This window comes from Dyadobacter sp., from assembly GCF_017744695.1.
Classification (GTDB): domain Bacteria; phylum Bacteroidota; class Bacteroidia; order Cytophagales; family Spirosomataceae; genus Dyadobacter.
Map to the genome: position 1 here is coordinate 362,914 of NZ_JAGIAS010000004.1, position 15,025 is coordinate 377,938.

13 protein-coding genes are annotated in these 15,025 nt (G+C 49.7%); 5 read left to right on the top strand and 8 right to left on the bottom strand.

Annotation, left to right across the window (positions count from 1 at the left end; genetic code table 11):
- Nucleotides 1-9: 9 nt before the first annotated feature.
- On the bottom strand, nucleotides 10-1,008 hold the full coding sequence (locus tag J7619_RS17625) for an N-acetylmuramoyl-L-alanine amidase (RefSeq protein WP_291201216.1): 999 nt from the start codon (nucleotides 1,006-1,008) through the stop codon (nucleotides 10-12).
- A gap of 133 nt (nucleotides 1,009-1,141) precedes the next feature.
- Between J7619_RS17625 and J7619_RS17630 the strand changes: the two genes are divergently transcribed.
- A complete protein-coding gene (locus J7619_RS17630) occupies nucleotides 1,142-2,683 on the top strand; it encodes a YifB family Mg chelatase-like AAA ATPase (protein WP_291201219.1) in 1,542 nt (513 codons plus the stop codon).
- A gap of 42 nt (nucleotides 2,684-2,725) precedes the next feature.
- Entirely contained in the window at nucleotides 2,726-3,400 is a 675-nt protein-coding gene (locus J7619_RS17635) for a Uma2 family endonuclease (RefSeq protein ID WP_291201222.1), read from the top strand.
- A gap of 8 nt (nucleotides 3,401-3,408) precedes the next feature.
- Here the strand turns inward: J7619_RS17635 and J7619_RS17640 are convergent, their stop codons facing one another.
- The 3 genes from J7619_RS17640 to J7619_RS17650 all read right to left on the bottom strand — a co-directional run bounded on the left by J7619_RS17640 (nucleotide 3,409) and on the right by J7619_RS17650 (nucleotide 6,329).
- On the bottom strand, nucleotides 3,409-4,224 hold the full coding sequence (locus tag J7619_RS17640; protein ID WP_291201225.1) for a hypothetical protein: 816 nt from the start codon (nucleotides 4,222-4,224) through the stop codon (nucleotides 3,409-3,411).
- A 146-nt stretch (nucleotides 4,225-4,370) separates the two neighbouring features.
- Nucleotides 4,371-5,198 carry an enoyl-ACP reductase gene (locus J7619_RS17645; RefSeq protein ID WP_291201228.1) on the bottom strand — a complete coding sequence of 276 codons (828 nt, stop codon included), beginning with the start codon at nucleotides 5,196-5,198 and terminating at the stop codon, nucleotides 4,371-4,373.
- Nucleotides 5,199-5,309: 111 nt separating this feature from the next.
- Complete coding sequence (locus tag J7619_RS17650) at nucleotides 5,310-6,329, bottom strand: carboxylesterase (RefSeq protein ID WP_291201231.1); 1,020 nt, start codon at nucleotides 6,327-6,329, stop codon at nucleotides 5,310-5,312.
- 174 nt (nucleotides 6,330-6,503) lie between these two features.
- On the opposite strand from J7619_RS17650, the gene J7619_RS17655 reads away from it, so the two are divergent.
- The 3 genes from J7619_RS17655 to J7619_RS17665 all read left to right on the top strand — a co-directional run bounded on the left by J7619_RS17655 (nucleotide 6,504) and on the right by J7619_RS17665 (nucleotide 9,937).
- Complete coding sequence (locus tag J7619_RS17655; RefSeq protein WP_291201233.1) at nucleotides 6,504-7,190, top strand: response regulator transcription factor; 687 nt, start codon at nucleotides 6,504-6,506, stop codon at nucleotides 7,188-7,190.
- 151 nt (nucleotides 7,191-7,341) lie between these two features.
- Nucleotides 7,342-8,325: a porphobilinogen synthase gene (gene hemB, locus J7619_RS17660; RefSeq protein ID WP_291201236.1), complete on the top strand. Its 984-nt coding sequence runs from the start codon at nucleotides 7,342-7,344 to the stop codon at nucleotides 8,323-8,325.
- Nucleotides 8,326-8,416: 91 nt separating this feature from the next.
- The gene (locus tag J7619_RS17665) at nucleotides 8,417-9,937 is read left to right on the top strand and encodes a M28 family peptidase (RefSeq protein WP_291201239.1); all 1,521 of its coding nucleotides are present in this window, start codon (nucleotides 8,417-8,419) and stop codon (nucleotides 9,935-9,937) included.
- Nucleotides 9,938-10,009: 72 nt separating this feature from the next.
- On the opposite strand, the gene J7619_RS17670 is transcribed toward J7619_RS17665, so the two are convergent.
- The 4 genes from J7619_RS17670 to J7619_RS17685 all read right to left on the bottom strand — a co-directional run bounded on the left by J7619_RS17670 (nucleotide 10,010) and on the right by J7619_RS17685 (nucleotide 14,896).
- The gene (locus tag J7619_RS17670; RefSeq protein ID WP_291201242.1) at nucleotides 10,010-12,190 is read right to left on the bottom strand and encodes a DPP IV N-terminal domain-containing protein; all 2,181 of its coding nucleotides are present in this window, start codon (nucleotides 12,188-12,190) and stop codon (nucleotides 10,010-10,012) included.
- Between the two features lie 54 nt (nucleotides 12,191-12,244).
- Entirely contained in the window at nucleotides 12,245-12,427 is a 183-nt protein-coding gene (locus J7619_RS17675; protein ID WP_291201245.1) for an Arc family DNA-binding protein, read from the bottom strand.
- Between the two features lies 1 nt (nucleotide 12,428).
- A complete protein-coding gene (locus J7619_RS17680; RefSeq protein WP_291201248.1) occupies nucleotides 12,429-13,292 on the bottom strand; it encodes an SPFH domain-containing protein in 864 nt (287 codons plus the stop codon).
- 137 nt (nucleotides 13,293-13,429) lie between these two features.
- A complete protein-coding gene (locus J7619_RS17685) occupies nucleotides 13,430-14,896 on the bottom strand; it encodes an energy transducer TonB (protein ID WP_291201251.1) in 1,467 nt (488 codons plus the stop codon).
- Between the last annotated feature and the right edge of the window lie 129 nt (nucleotides 14,897-15,025).

Consider the following 15,025-nt stretch of genomic DNA (forward strand, 5'->3'; position numbering starts at 1 on the left):
CAGAGCCATTTATCTAGCTTTCATTTGCACATAATACTCTCTGAATCGTTGATCCTCCTGCCCGGCTTCGACGCCCTTGCCTAATTTCCGCAACAGTACGGCGCGGTTCTGATGGCACTGCCCGGCCAGCCAGGAGTCGGGGAAGGAACGGGCTGAGCGTGTGAAAAACTCGTATGACTCTCGCAGCAATGCGGTATCGCGTTTCGTCATAAACACTTTTCCTTCGTCGAAGTCCTGGCGCCAGCGTTTTGCGATAGGGGTCATGCGTTCGGCTTCCTGGAAAACTTTAAATGCGGGTATCGCAGGCACTTTCGAGTTCTTAGCGAGAATCGGAGCGACGGGCTTTGCAAAAAATGCGATAATCGCTTCCGTGTAGGCAATGGCCTCCTTCTGGTTGTGTTCGGGTTGTTTTAATCGCTGCTCCTCAGAAGGATTTGTGAAAAACGAAGCTTCTGCGAGAAGCGCAGGTATTCCGTAGGTATTTCTAAGTACAGATGCACCCGCATCCGCAAATATGGTGAAGTCGGAAACGAGCGAAACAGGGGTCTGAGGCTGGTGTAAATATTTCAGTAATCGCCCAGCCAGCTCTTTACCAAAATCCACACTGGCTACATTCTCGGACATATTTCCATGGAAGTAAATGATCGGGAAGTTGACTGATGAATCGGCGGTTGCATTGTGATGGATGGAGACAAAAAGATCCGCTTTGCGATCCCTGGCCAGTTTGGCACGGTCGGCAAGCGGCACCTCAACGTCCGCGATTCTTGTCATCACCACTTTTGCCCCTTTCTTTTCGAGCATTTTTTGCAACAGCAATCCTACCCGCAAGTTCACCCACTCTTCCCGCTCTCCGCCCGGGCCGACACGGTAACTATCCGTCGCCGCGGTACCGCCGTGACCGGGGTCAATGCAAATGATTTTTCCTTTCAACGGCTTTCGTTTCGATTGCGCTACGCTAAACGATAGGATACCTACGAAAAATAACAAGGTCAGAAGAATGCGATTCATGGGTTCAGGATAATGAAATCATAAATTAGGAATGATCAAGCGGTTGCGCAAGCCTTCCCGACGGTTTCCCTGCATTAACCTTTTTCCTGCTATTTTTGCCTAAAATTTTTCTATTTACTCAAAGCACACACTTATGCTTGCTAAAACCTACGGAAGCGCCGTTTTCGGCGTCGATGCGACGATCATCACAATTGAAGTCAATGTCGGCCAGGGGCTGGGATTTTATATGGTCGGCCTGGCCGACAGCGCTGTGAAGGAAAGCCAGCAGCGGGTAGAAGCCTCTCTGAAACACTTCGGCTACAAAATGCCCCGGCAGAAACTGGTCGTGAACCTGGCGCCCGCCGATATCCGGAAAGAAGGTTCCGCCTACGACCTGCCTATTGCCATTTGCACCTTACAATGCTCCGACCAGCTCGTTTGCGTCCGGAATCCCGAAGATTACATTATTCTCGGCGAGCTCTCCCTTGATGGCATCCTTCGGCCTATCAAAGGGGTACTTCCCATCGCCATCGAAGCGCGCAAACAAGGTTTCAAAGGCATCGTCTTACCTTCCGAAAATGCATCAGAAGCCGCCATCGTGAACAACCTCGACGTAATCGCCGTCGACACATTGGCGGACGCCATCGATTTCTTCAAGGGAACGAAAGACATAGAGCCCCTTATCGTCGATACGCGCGACCTGTTTTTCACTTCTCAAAACGACTACGAGGCCGATTTTGAGCACGTGCAGGGACAAGAAAACATCAAACGCGCATTGGAAATCACGGCCGCCGGCGGACATAATGCCATTATGATCGGCCCGCCCGGAGCCGGCAAAACCATGCTGGCCAAGCGGATTCCAGGCATATTACCGCCGCTAAGCTTACCGGAAGCGCTAGAAACGACCAAAATACATTCTGTGGCCGGCAGGTTGGGCAAGCAGGCCACGCTGGTATCGCGCCGGCCGTTCCGTTCACCGCATCATTCCATCAGCGACGTCGCGCTGGTGGGTGGTGGGAGTTATCCGCAACCGGGAGAAATATCCCTGGCGCACAATGGTGTATTGTTTCTCGACGAGCTTCCGGAATTTAAAAGGTCGGTACTCGAAGTTATGCGACAACCATTGGAAGAAAGGAAAGTGAGTATTTCAAGGGCTAAAATGGCGGTTGAATATCCCACCAACTTCATGCTGATCGCGAGTATGAATCCCTGCCCCTGCGGCTATTACAACCATCCCGAAAAAGACTGCGTATGCGGCCCCGGCGTCGTCCAGAAATACCTCAACAAAATCAGCGGCCCACTGCTCGACCGCATTGATCTGCACGTCGAAGTAACGCCTGTTTCCTTTGAGCAAATCTCCTCCACCCGCAAATCGGAAAGCAGTGAACAAATCCGTGAACGCGTGATACTAGCCCGCCAGCGCCAGACCGAGCGCTTCAAAAACCATAAGGAAATTTATTCCAATGCGATGATGACACCCGAAATGGTCAAGCAGATCTGCATTGTCGAAGACGCCGGCAAAATGCTCCTCCGCAAAGCTATGGAACGCCTCGGCCTCTCCGCCCGCGCCTACGACCGCATTCTCAAAGTCTCCCGCACCATCGCCGACCTCGCCGACAGCGATGATATTAAGGTGGAACATTTGGCGGAAGCGATTCAATACCGGAGTCTGGATCGGGAGAATTGGGCGGGATGATCGTGCCCATAGTCTATCTTTTCACCCTAAACTTTGTTAAATTTGGAAACACTAGCTTTGACAAAAGAGATGAGTAATCGTATTGTCTCGGAGATTATGAATGTGCCGGATGCATATCTGGTCCTCGACGCGGTGCAGAAAGCGCTCGATGAAGAGCGGAAACGTCGGTTGAAATTCTACAACGATATTACTGAGCAGGAGAAAACCGAGTTCATCAATGGCACAATCGTGGTTCACTCTCCGGTTAAAATGAAGCATAACAAAGCTTCGCTAAGACTAGCTCAGCTTATCAACATTTATGTTTGCAAACATGATCTGGGCTTTGTTGGGATAGAAAAAATCATGATCACGCTGACCAGAAATGATTATGAACCTGACATTTGCTTCTTCCGCAAAGACAAGGCCACAATGCTCACGGCCGATCAAACTCTTTTTCCGGCGCCCGATCTGGTAGTGGAAGTGCTTTCAGCATCGACAGAATCTCGTGACCGCGGTGTCAAGTTTGATGATTACCAGGCGCATGGGATTGAGGAGTACTGGATTATTGATCCCGAAAACGAAACACTCGAGCAATATCACCTCATAGGTGACGAGTATAAGTTAATTCTTAAAGCACCGAACATTGACGTATCAAGCTTTGCAATAAAAGGCTTCCAAATCCCCATCCGTGCGATTTTCGACGATGCTGAGAATCTGAAAGCCATTCAAAAGCTATAATATCCTACTCAAAGTTCCTCTACACTTACTCCACCCAACTCCTGAAACAGCGTCTGCCAGTAATGCGTGATGTGCGGGTTGTTCTCTTTGCTGGAAGCCGTAGGCTCGAAGGGCGATACGATCGTCACCTGCGGAGAACCAATGGCGTAACGTTCCAGCTTTTTAATGTCTGCTTTGGCATCCGTTTCAGCTTCTGCGTCACTTTTAGGCGGATTGTTGTGAAAATCGCGACGGTCGGCACCTTTGATGCTCTCCACCATATCACTGAAATAGTATACTTTCACTTCGGATCCGCTTTCGCCGGCTTTGGCGATGACGGGTAAGCTGGCCCAAATGTCGGTCGACAGATTGGACGCTCCGGTATTCTGCTGGTTGAGTTTGGCTAGCAACTGGCGCAGGTAAATGCTCTTTTCCTTTTGTAACGTTAGCTGGAATGCGGTCTCTATCCCTTCACGGTCAGTTGCATTCGCCCCTTCGAGGTTATCGCGTTCGCTGCGAACGGTCAGTGACAATGCACGGGCTTTTGACGTATTTTCGTGAATGAAGTATACTTCCAGTTTGTCCCCTTTGTTCTTCATATTCTGCTCGATAATGTCGGTCAGCGCCTGGCGGTATTTATCGTTCACATAGCGCTTATCGACATGCACACTTTGTGTTTTATCCAGAAACACCAGCGTATAAACCGGCGCATCGGGCGCCGCCTGCTGAGTGGCTTCTTTTTCTCCTCCGCATGAAATGAATGTCAGGACTAGGACTGCAAGCAACAGGCTGCTTGCCAATGCCCGGGATTTGCTGAAAAAGGGGTGATGAGGCTGATGATTCATAAATGGAATTTATTTGGCTAAACTAATTGGTTCTTCAAACATTACACAACGCGAAACGGTGTGTATACGCATTTATTTTAACGCAAAAAGAAAACCCTTCAAAACACGTGCCTTGAAGGGTTTTCGAATACTGAAACTAAATCTTATTACTGCTGTTCCGCCTGTTGCTGGATCATCGTTACCAGTTCCTCGGAAATACCGGTTGAAGAGTAACCACCATCGTGGTAGAGGTTCTGCATCGTCACGAAACGCGTGAGATCCGAGAACAAGGTAATTGCATAATTAGCGCAGTCATCTGCCGAAGCATTGCCCAGCGGGCTCATTTTTTCTGCGAAATCATAGAATGCGTCAAATCCTTCGATACCCGAGCCGGCCTTGGTTTTGGTAGGTGACTGGGAAATCGTGTTTACACGCACATTCTTGGCTTTTCCATAGCGGTAGCCGTAGCTGCGCGCAATGCTTTCGAGCATCGCTTTGGCTTCGGCCATATCGTTATAGAATGAATAGGTACGTTGCGCCGCAATGTAGGATAATGCCACAACCGATCCCCAATCGTTGATCGCGTCGAGCTTTTCAGCTACTTGCAGAAACCTGTGCAATGAAATGGCGGAAATATCCAGGCCTTTCTGGAACCACTCGTAGTTAAGGTCGCCGTAGGACCTGCCTTTGCGCACGTTCAGCGACATTCCGATCGAGTGCAATACGAAGTCGATCTTGCCGCCCAGAATCTCGGTTGATTTGGTAAAAAGGTTCTCTATATCTTCCAGGGAAGTAGCATCAGCTGGGATAATCTCGGCGTCGCACTGCTTAGCCAGATCGTTGATCGCCCCCATGCGCATGGCGATAGGTGCGTTGGTCAGTACAAACGTGGCACCTTCTTCCTTTGCTTTCAGCGCTACTTTCCATGCAATGGAGTTTTCATCCAATGCACCCGATATAATTCCTCTTTTTCCTTTTAATAAACCGTAAGCCATGTTTCCTTTTATTGTTGATTAATTAGGATGTCCGTTCAAGCCGGCAAAGTAAAGCATTTTTAACGGGTTTAACCACAATATCCCCCGCCAGGATGCCTTTCCTGTACCCGTTCAAGGCTGGGTGAGAGGCTTTTCTACTGGTTTCAAATGCAGCTTTTCCTGAAAAAACCGATCTGTGGCCTCATACACGCTCTTTACATCCTTTGACCGCAACCGCGAGCCGATCACATGGTCGCCGGCTTCAGGGAATGCCATTTCTTCTTTCTGCCCGGCCGGTGTGCCCAGGCCTTCGAACATTTGACGGATGGCCTTCACCGACACTACTTTATCCTGGTGCTCCTCGTCTTTATAATAGTACCCTACAAAAACCGGCATTTTGACTTCCGCGAAGATCTCCGGCCGGGCAATCGCATCGATCATCTGTTGCAGGGTAGTTAGCCCGTTGGTATGGTAGCCCTGCAACCAGAACTGCGCCTGCGCCGGAATGGAATCCTTACCCATATTGTGGGTGCCCATCACCTTATGCAGGATTTGCTGTCCCCACGGACCGGTCACCAGCTTCATCGCGGGGTTTGCGATGGCCATGCATGGCGAATACAACACCAGGCCTTTGATTTCCGGATGGGTAGCTGCCAGATAAACGGAAAGCAGCCCGCCCGCCGAAGTACCCATCACGATCACAGTATCTCCCAAAACCTTCCCGATCGCCAGCGCGCGTTTCGCCCCGGCCAGGAAATTAGCGGGTGTGAGGTCGTCGAACGCATTGGTATCGGCGATACCGGCATCGTGCATACGCGAGAGGTAGAGATTGGCGCCGTATTTTTTAGCAAGGTCCTTGTGAATGGGGTCACCCTCGGCCCAGCTCGCGCCGAACCCATGAATGTACACGATACTGTAAGTCGTCTTCTGCTTCAAGCTGTCGTTCGCCCACACGATCCGCGCCTCATTGTCGGGCTTCAAAAGCGGCGTAGCCTTTTCGGCACGGTTTATCTCCTCTTCCAGCTTGACAAGATCGCTGGTAACGGTAGGTAAAACAGGCGTAAGGCGTGCTTCCGGCACTTTCGGCCCGGAAATGTACACTACACCGAGAATCACGAGGATCGCGGCGACCCATAGGATGAACTTTAACATTTTTTATGAATTAAGAAGGTTCCACAGATACGAAAGATCGCTAGTTTTATCGGGTTAATTTACGCAGGATGTAACCATTCAGCAATTTTTCCTGAATTCTGTTATTCATAGGCCAACCCACCCCGCCGAGGGATGTTGTATCTTGCAGACCTAAACGATTTACCCGTTTTCCAGATGCCTAATCTTTTACTCGTTGAAGACGACGCCAACCTCGGAATGCTTCTTCAGGAATATCTGACCGATAAAGGCTTTCCTACCGACCTTGCTACTGATGGGCAAAAGGGATGGCAGCACTTTGTGGATAAAGAATACGATCTGTGCATTTTCGATGTGATGATGCCCAAAAAAGACGGCTTTTCGCTGGCAAAAGAGGTACGTATGAGTGGGCGTGATGTGCCTATTATTTTTCTAACGGCGAAGTCGATGAAGGAAGATACGATGCAGGGCTTCCGGGTCGGGGCGGATGACTACGTTACCAAGCCTTTCGACCGTGAAGAGCTGCTGATGCGGATCCAGGCTATTCTCAGGCGCTACACCCGGCAGACAGACCAGCCGGAGGAGGTTAAAGCATTCAAGATTGGCCAGTATACTTTCGATTATAATCATCAGCAATTAGCTATCGGCGAAACTTCGGCACGTCTTACGAGCAAAGAATCGGAGCTGCTCCGGTTATTTTGCCAAAATCTCAACCAGCCTATCAGCCGCAGTTTTGCTTTGAAAACCATCTGGGGCGACGATTCCTATTTCAATGCCCGCAGCATGGACGTTTACATTACCAAACTCCGCAAATACCTCCGCGAAGATCCCTCGATCCAGATCATGAACTTGCATGGAGAGGGTTTTAAGTTGATGGTTGGCTAAAAACGGAGGAAAGGAGAATGGATACTTTGAATAGAAGTGAGAAAAGGGGCGGTTTGGGAAACTCTGCGTTTCTTTGCATGGTTTTCTAAAAGTACTTTCATAAGCTTCAAAAAAGCCGACGGCCGAGAGCCGATCGCCGACTGCCAATATCATGATCGAATTATCCCGCCGTCCCCGGCGCAATAGAAAATCCGCAGGTGTGCGTGACCTTGTTCAGGAAACCAATTTGCAGGTATCCGATTTTATTTTCCCCATGTTTGTCGTGGACGGAACGCAGCAGAAATCAGAGGTAAAGTCGATGCCGGGCATCTACCGCTATTCGCTGGACAATCTGCTCGAAGAGCTCAAAGAAGTGACCGACCTGGGTATCAGGGCTATCGACCTTTTTCCCAACTATCCTGAAAGCAAAAAAGACCGTTTCGCCTCGGAAAGCTATCGCGAGGATACTTTCTATCTGAAAGCCATTACGGCCGTTAAGGAAAAATTCCCCGAGTTGGTGATCATGACAGACGTGGCCATGGACCCGTACAGCTCCGACGGGCACGACGGTTTGGTCGAAAACGGCAAGATATTGAATGACGCCTCGCTCGAAATCCTGGCCAATATGTCGCTGGCACAAGCCAAAGCCGGAGCTGACATCCTCGGCCCGAGCGATATGATGGATGGCCGCATAGGTTACATCCGCCAACACCTCGATGCGCATGGTTTTACGGACGTGAGCATTATGTCTTATTCCGCCAAATACGCCAGCGCGTTCTACGGCCCATTCCGTGATGCTTTGGCATCGGCGCCCAAGTTTGGTGATAAAAAAACTTACCAAATGAACCCCGCCAACAAGCGCGAGGCATTACTCGAAGCGCAGCTGGATTTTGAAGAGGGTGCCGATATGCTGATGGTGAAGCCTGCATTGTCATACCTCGATATTATCCGCCTGCTGGATGAAAATTTCGACATTCCGATCGCCGCTTACAACGTTTCAGGCGAATATGCAATGGTGAAAGCCGCGGCACAAAACGGCTGGCTTGATGGCGAGCGTGCCATGATGGAGGTACTTACGAGCATCCGCCGCGCAGGGTCAAAATGCATCCTTACCTATTTTGCGAAAGAAGCCGCCGTAATATTGAACAAACGGTAGCGAATTCCGATTACGGCAACATACGAATGTGAAGATGTCTGATTATCTTACGTCTTCACATTTTCTTTTTGAAAATCATCACAAAACAGTCATGAGACTATCATTACTACTGTTACCGCTCGGCCTCGCCCTTACCCTTCCCGCCGCGGCCCAGAAAAAGACTTCTTCATTACCTGAGTTTCAAATCAAAAAAAGCGAAACCGAAGCACATATCCGTTTCCTTGCGGGCGATGAGCTCATGGGCAGGCGCACAGGCGAGCAGGGTAACTTCGTCGCGGCACGCTATATTGCCGAGCAGTTTCGCAAACTGGGTGTTGTTCCTGTGCCAGGCAACACAGAAACGGGTACTTCCAGCTACTTCCAGCGTGTACCGTTTGAAAAAATGGGGGCTAATGGCCCGGGAGAAATCGCCGCTGATGCCGAAATCATGAAAAGCGGCACCGATTGGCTGCTCATGGCCGGCGATGCGGTGGATTTGAAAGCGCCGCTCGTTTATGCGAGTTTTGGTCTGGAAAATGCGGCCAAAAGCTGGGACGATTACAAGGGCCTGGATGTGAAAGGTAAAATAGTTTTGGTAGAAAGCGGTACACCCGAAACACAGACACCCGCTGAAATCATCGCTACCTCAACCGAAAAACGTAAAATCGCTCAGGAAAAGGGGGCTATCGCCGTTATTGAACTTTTCAATGCGCCTATTCCCTGGAATACGGTAAGCAAGTTCTTTGCGGGAGAAAAAATATCGCTGGCCGAAGGTACCGCTGCCAAATCGATCCCGCATGCCTGGGTGAACGGCAAGGAAACCAAGTTCGCACGTGCATTGCGTGGCGTGAAAGAGGTTAGTTTCAAGACTTCCGGCCGGATTGCCAAACCTATTTACAGCTATAATGTGGCCGGTTACATTCCCGGCTCCGATCCCAAACTGAAAGAAGAGTACATCCTGCTCTCCGCGCATTACGACCATGTGGGCGTAGGTAAGCAGGGCGGACAGACATTTACACCCGAGGACAGCATTTTCAATGGCGCACGTGACAATGCATTCGGTGTAACGGCATTGCTTACGGCCGCCGAGGCTTTGGCTAAAAATCCGCCGAAACGGTCTATCGTCCTGGTGGCGCTGACTGGTGAAGAAGTAGGACTACTAGGCAGTAAATACTACGCCTCTCATCCGATTATGCCCTTGAACAAATGCATTTTCAATATGAATTCCGACGGCGCGGGTTATAACGATACCACGATCGTTTCGGTAATGGGCCTCGATCGTACCGGCGCTCGTGCAGAAATCGAGGCGGCTTCCAAGGCGTTCGGTCTCGGCGTTTATGCGGATCCTTCGCCGGAACAGGGACTTTTCGATCGTTCGGATAATGTGAGTTTTGCCAAAGAAGGCGTTCCCGCTCCGACTTTCACACCCGGCTTCAAGGAATTCAATGGGGATATCATGAAAAACTACCACCAGGTAACCGATCATCCCGAGACCGTCGATTTCAATTATCTCCTGAAATTCAGCCAGGCGTACACGTATGCTACACGTCTGATCGCCGACCGGAAAGCGGCTCCGCAATGGAGCGCTGGCGATAAGTATGAGCCTGCGGCTAAGAAATTGTACGGGAAATAGTCTTATTATATTTAAAAGAAAATGCCTCCGGAAGCAGTTGCTCCCGGAGGCATTTTTATGTCAGCCGCAGCATTATCTCGCTCCCGGAGGGCAGTTTTTCTTCAGATAATCCGTAAAAAGCGATTGCAGATGGCGGGAAGTGCCTGCGCCTTCCGAAATGCTGTGCGAACGGTTCGGGTAAGGCATGAACTGGAACACTTTATTGGCCTTAATTAACTCATTGACCAGCATTTCTGCATTCTGGTAGTGCACATTATCGTCGCCGGTTCCGTGGATATACAGCAAGTTACCACGCAGGTTTTTTGCATAGGTGATAGGCGAGCCTTTCACAAAATCCTCACGATTCTCCTGCGGAATACCCATATAACGCTCCTGGTAAATATTATCGTACGTCAGTTGGTTAGCAACAGCAGCCACTGCGATACCGGTTTTGAAATGCTGCGGATATTGGAACAGCAGGTTCAACGTCGATGACCCGCCGCCGCTCCATCCGTGCACTGCTACACGACTGGTGTCGATGAATGCAAATTGTTTGAACATCGCGGTAGCAGCTCCGTCCATATCCTTGATGTTAATGCGGCCGATATTACGGTAGATCGCCTTGCGCCATTTGGCACCTTTCGGTGAGGGCGTACCACGGTTGTCGATGGAAGCGTAGATGTATCCGTCGTCGGCCATATTGCCGGCATACAAACGGTTTTTGCCGGTTCCCCAAACGTCTTTCACCGTGCTTCCGGCAGCTTCGCCGTACACCATGAATACGATCGGGTATTTTTTGCTTGCATCGAAATTAGTAGGCTTCACCATCCAAGCGTCAACCTCCACGCCTTCGTCGGTTTTTACTTTAAAGAACTCGATATTCGCTTTCGACGAATTGATCTTGTCTTTCGACTGTGCAATAGCGTTATTAGGATCGATCGAAACATGTTTAGGGAACGAAATCCACTCTACCAAAGGCGATGTTCTGGCATTTGAAAACTGGTGACGTCCGAATTTGCCCAGCGGCGAGATGTCATAAGCATGCGTTCCCGACTGATCGGCCGGAGTAATGCGTACCGGCGTACCTTTGCCATCCAGCGATGTTTTATACAAATAACTCTGCGTCGCATTATCGGGCGAAGCCATGAAATAATAAGTATTGTTCTTCTCGTCGATACGAACCGGATTGATCATGTCAAAATTGCCCGCAGTGATGAGCGTTTCTTTCTTACCGTCGCGACTTACCCGGTAAGTATGACGCCAGCCGTCCTTTTCACTTACCCACAAAAATTCCTTACCGCCATTGATCCAGTCCCAGCCCATGGGATCATTCTCCCAGCGGCTTTTGATATCGATCCATGCCTCGTCCTTTTCATTGTAAAATGGTTTCGCGCTGCCATCGGTGGTATTAATATAGAACAATGTGCTCTCGTTCTGCTTGCGGTTCAGCTGCTGGATCACGAGCTCGTTCGGCATACCCGACCATTCCATCCGCGGAACGTAGGTATTCTGCGGATCGCCCGGTATATTCATCCATTTAGTCTGCGCCGAAGCAACGTCCACCACACCGATCTTATACGGCGAAGGCGTTTCTCCTACTTTCGGATACTCCACCGGCACATTGAATGAGTAGATGGAATCCGTGGTGTTGATCATCAAAAAGTTACGGATCTTGCGCGCGTCAAGTTGCCAGTAGGCGATGGATTTGCTGTCGTCGCTCCAACGGAAACCGTCACGGCAGTCGAACTCCTCTTCGTAAACCCAGTCGAATGTGCCATTGATCACGCGATCGGTACCATCGGCGGTAACCTGCTTCACTGTACTGGTTGCGAGGTCTTCCACGTACACATTATGCTTGCTCACATACGCGACCTTCTGGCCGTCCGGCGAAAATTTGGCAAACATCAGGGACGACTCAGGCAGTCCTTTTCCAAGTTGTTTCAGTGTTTTATCCGTAATGTCATAAACCCAGTAATCGCCGCGCGTATCGTATCGCCACACGCGTTTGGTATTGGTGTAAACCAAAACCTTATCACCCGCTTTGCTGATCGAGTAGCTTCGGATATTCAAAGGCGTGCCGCCTTGTGGCGTAAGCTGCGCTGCTGATACAATGACTTTTTCCTGATTGGCGGGCAATGTTACTTCCACAATCTGGCTATCGCCCGCATCGCGGTAGCCGCTACCGTCGGGCAGCCATTGAAATGTGTCGGGAATCTGCGCAAAAAGCTGAAAGGAAAGGATTGTTAATGAAAGTGTCCTGAATATTTGCTTCATCTGAGCTTAAAAAATTAGTACGACAACTATATAAGTGCAATGTTAACATTTTAATTAATCTTTTGCACCGTCCCTATCGCTTCCCTTTGATTTTGAGCGCCTTTGTTTTTTCAATGCCTCACTTAGTAAAAACTCGATCTGCCCGTTCAAACTGCGGAAATCCTGCTGTGCCCAGGTTTCGAGTTCCCTAAGCATATCAGGATTGATCCGCAAAACAAATGCTTTTTTCTCCGCCATATCATGGATACAAAGTACCGGCGTTCAGAATGGGGGTCGCCGCTTTCTCGCCGCACAAAACTACCAACAAATTGCTCACCATCGCGGCCTTGCGCTCTTCATCGAGCTCCACGATCCGCTTATCCGACAGCATGGCCAATGCCATATCCACCATGCCCACGGCTCCGTTCACGATCTGACGACGTGCAGCTACCACGGCCGACGCCTGCTGGCGTTGCAGCATCGCACCCGCAATCTCAGGCGCATACGCGAGGTGACTGATCCGCGCTTCGAGGACATCGATCCCTGCCCGGCTTAGACGCTCGGTGAGCTCGGCTTCGAGCATTTCGTTGATCTTTCCGCTGCCGTCGCGCAAGGTCACTTCCTGCGTGCTCGCTTCTTCATCCTCCATCGAGTCGTAAGCATAAATACCTGCCAAATGCCGCACCGCCGCTTCCGACTGGATCTCCACATATTTTACATAATCATCTACTTCAAAAGAAGCCTTGGCCGTATCGCCCACGCGCCACACGACAACCGCAGCGATCTCAATGGGGTTACCGAGTTTATCATTTACTTTTAGTTTCTGACCATTCAGGTTACGGGCACGAAGGCTGATCTTTTTCCTGCGGAACAGCGGGTTTACCCAGCGCAGGCCATTCTGCTTCATCGTCCCCATATAATCCCCAAAAAAAGTGGTTACCACCGCCTCATTAGGATTAATGACCGTGAGGCCGATCAGAATGATAAATCCGATGATGGCAATGATGATCCCCGTAACCGGACTACCCGTTGTGACCACATACACAAAGCCGCCGAACAGCAGCAGCAGGCCTATCGCAAACAGCAGATAGCCAGAGATAGAACGTAATTCCTTTTCGATCATAGTTTGCTTGGTTTGATATTAAATTGATATCACAATATTATCAAACTCTGGCCAACTTCCTAACGCATTTGGGACAAAAAAATCCCGGAGCCTGTGATTGGCGCCGGGAAAGGATAAATGGCTAAACGTCTGCTGCTTTATCTGTATATTGTCACGTGGCTGCTTTCCAACTGAAAATTGATAGGCACATTGTATTTAACCCGTACCTTTTGTCCTCGCATTTCGCCCGGGTTCCATTTTCCGTTCATCAGCTTTGCAACGCGGAGCGCTTCCTCGTCCAAACCGTAACCAACCCTGTTCTCTACTTTATATTCACACATTGAACCGTCTTCGCAAACCACAAATGAGAGCATTACCCGGCCGGCAACGCCTCTCCGTGCCGCATCAATCGGGTATTTGATGTTCATTCCCAAAAACTTATAAAACTCTTTGATCCCGCCTTGGAATTCGGGCTGAATTTGTGGTTTTTCATAGGTCATCTTCGTCCCATTCACCCACGAAACGCCGGATTTAAATTGACCCAAATCATAAATCTCCTCATAATATTGCGTGCTGTCGGCTAGCTTTCCGACCCATTTCCCGTCCTTAATTCCCTCGGTAACCTTACCCTGTTCGAACAGCCACTTACCATTCGGCGTTTCGCCGGCAGCCATCCAATAGCCTTCTCCGCTTTTCGTATATTGCACCCCATCCGGCCCCCAGGCATTCATCAGAAGAGGCTCTTCTTTCACGCCCATTTTGTTTACGGGAAAATCCCTGTGAGCCCTGATTTGACCATTTGCATCCCAATAAACATCCGTCACAAGCGAATCCGAGAGAAGTTGCTGACGCCTGACCATTCCCGTAAGGTCATAATCTTTAATGAGCGAAGCTTTCCCATCAATGCCATACTCGGTATAGGACAGCATTTGACCTTCGGAGGTAAATGTGACCTCGGTAGCGTGGCTGGCTTCATTGTAATCCCGCGCCGAAATGCGGTAAGCGGCTATGGAATCCTTGTCCGGATTCACGAAGCTTGATTTGTAGCGCACGGGCGTCTTTGCAAATTTCGCTTCGCCGAGCTTCTTCCATTTTTTGCCCTTTTCTTCGTATCCTACATTTCCAGCTACAAATCCTCGCTCGTCTACCGGCATTGTGCGGCGGTATTTAGCGCGCGCAGAATCTATCGGGGCAAAATTTTCATTGAAATAATCGACGAAAGCATGTTTTGTCTCATCGTAGGTAGGCTTGGTATCCGCTTTGAAAGTCACAGGGAAGAACACTGTTTGCCGGACCCTTTGCCCGCCCAGCATGGCCGGCTTCCAGGCCTTGTACATTCCGAGCACTCGTACAGCGGCCGCATTGCATAAAGTATCGATACCGCGCGTGACCTCAATATTGCTCATGCTGCCATCAGGCTGCACTACGCCTTTGAGATAAACCCGACCATTAACGCCTTTCACCGAGTTTTGAAAAGGGATTTCCAGGTTAGAAGTGATAAACTGGTTCAGTACCGTCAATCCGCCGGCCGGCTCGGCTTGTTTTTCTACTTCGTGGGGCAAATACACTTGCTGAGCGAATGCCTGAGCACCGGAAAACAACAATAGAGTGAGTAGTTTTTTCATTAGGGTTGATGAGTTATGTGAGTGGTAAAAATGCTGTTTTTCTTTTAAAGAAACTTATAGTTACTCTGGAAATCTTTCAAAAACGATTTGTAGAAGTAGTTTTCAGCACAAACTTAACCTACTGATAAC

Bases quoted from the DNA above. Each gene is read 5' to 3' on its own strand.
- J7619_RS17680 (WP_291201248.1), bottom strand. From the start codon at position 13,292: ATGATCGAAAAGGAATTACGTTCTATCTCTGGCTATCTGCTGTTTGCG.
- J7619_RS17625 (WP_291201216.1), bottom strand. From the start codon at position 1,008: ATGAATCGCATTCTTCTGACCTTGTTATTTTTCGTAGGTATCCTATCG.
- J7619_RS17675 (WP_291201245.1), bottom strand. From the start codon at position 12,427: ATGGCGGAGAAAAAAGCATTTGTTTTGCGGATCAATCCTGATATGCTT.
- J7619_RS17640 (WP_291201225.1), bottom strand. From the start codon at position 4,224: ATGAATCATCAGCCTCATCACCCCTTTTTCAGCAAATCCCGGGCATTG.
- J7619_RS17665 (WP_291201239.1), top strand. From the start codon at position 8,417: ATGAGACTATCATTACTACTGTTACCGCTCGGCCTCGCCCTTACCCTT.
- J7619_RS17645 (WP_291201228.1), bottom strand. From the start codon at position 5,198: ATGGCTTACGGTTTATTAAAAGGAAAAAGAGGAATTATATCGGGTGCA.
- J7619_RS17630 (WP_291201219.1), top strand. From the start codon at position 1,142: ATGCTTGCTAAAACCTACGGAAGCGCCGTTTTCGGCGTCGATGCGACG.
- J7619_RS17655 (WP_291201233.1), top strand. From the start codon at position 6,504: ATGCCTAATCTTTTACTCGTTGAAGACGACGCCAACCTCGGAATGCTT.
- J7619_RS17650 (WP_291201231.1), bottom strand. From the start codon at position 6,329: ATGTTAAAGTTCATCCTATGGGTCGCCGCGATCCTCGTGATTCTCGGT.
- J7619_RS17670 (WP_291201242.1), bottom strand. From the start codon at position 12,190: ATGAAGCAAATATTCAGGACACTTTCATTAACAATCCTTTCCTTTCAG.
- hemB (WP_291201236.1), top strand. From the start codon at position 7,342: ATGATCGAATTATCCCGCCGTCCCCGGCGCAATAGAAAATCCGCAGGT.
- J7619_RS17685 (WP_291201251.1), bottom strand. From the start codon at position 14,896: ATGAAAAAACTACTCACTCTATTGTTGTTTTCCGGTGCTCAGGCATTC.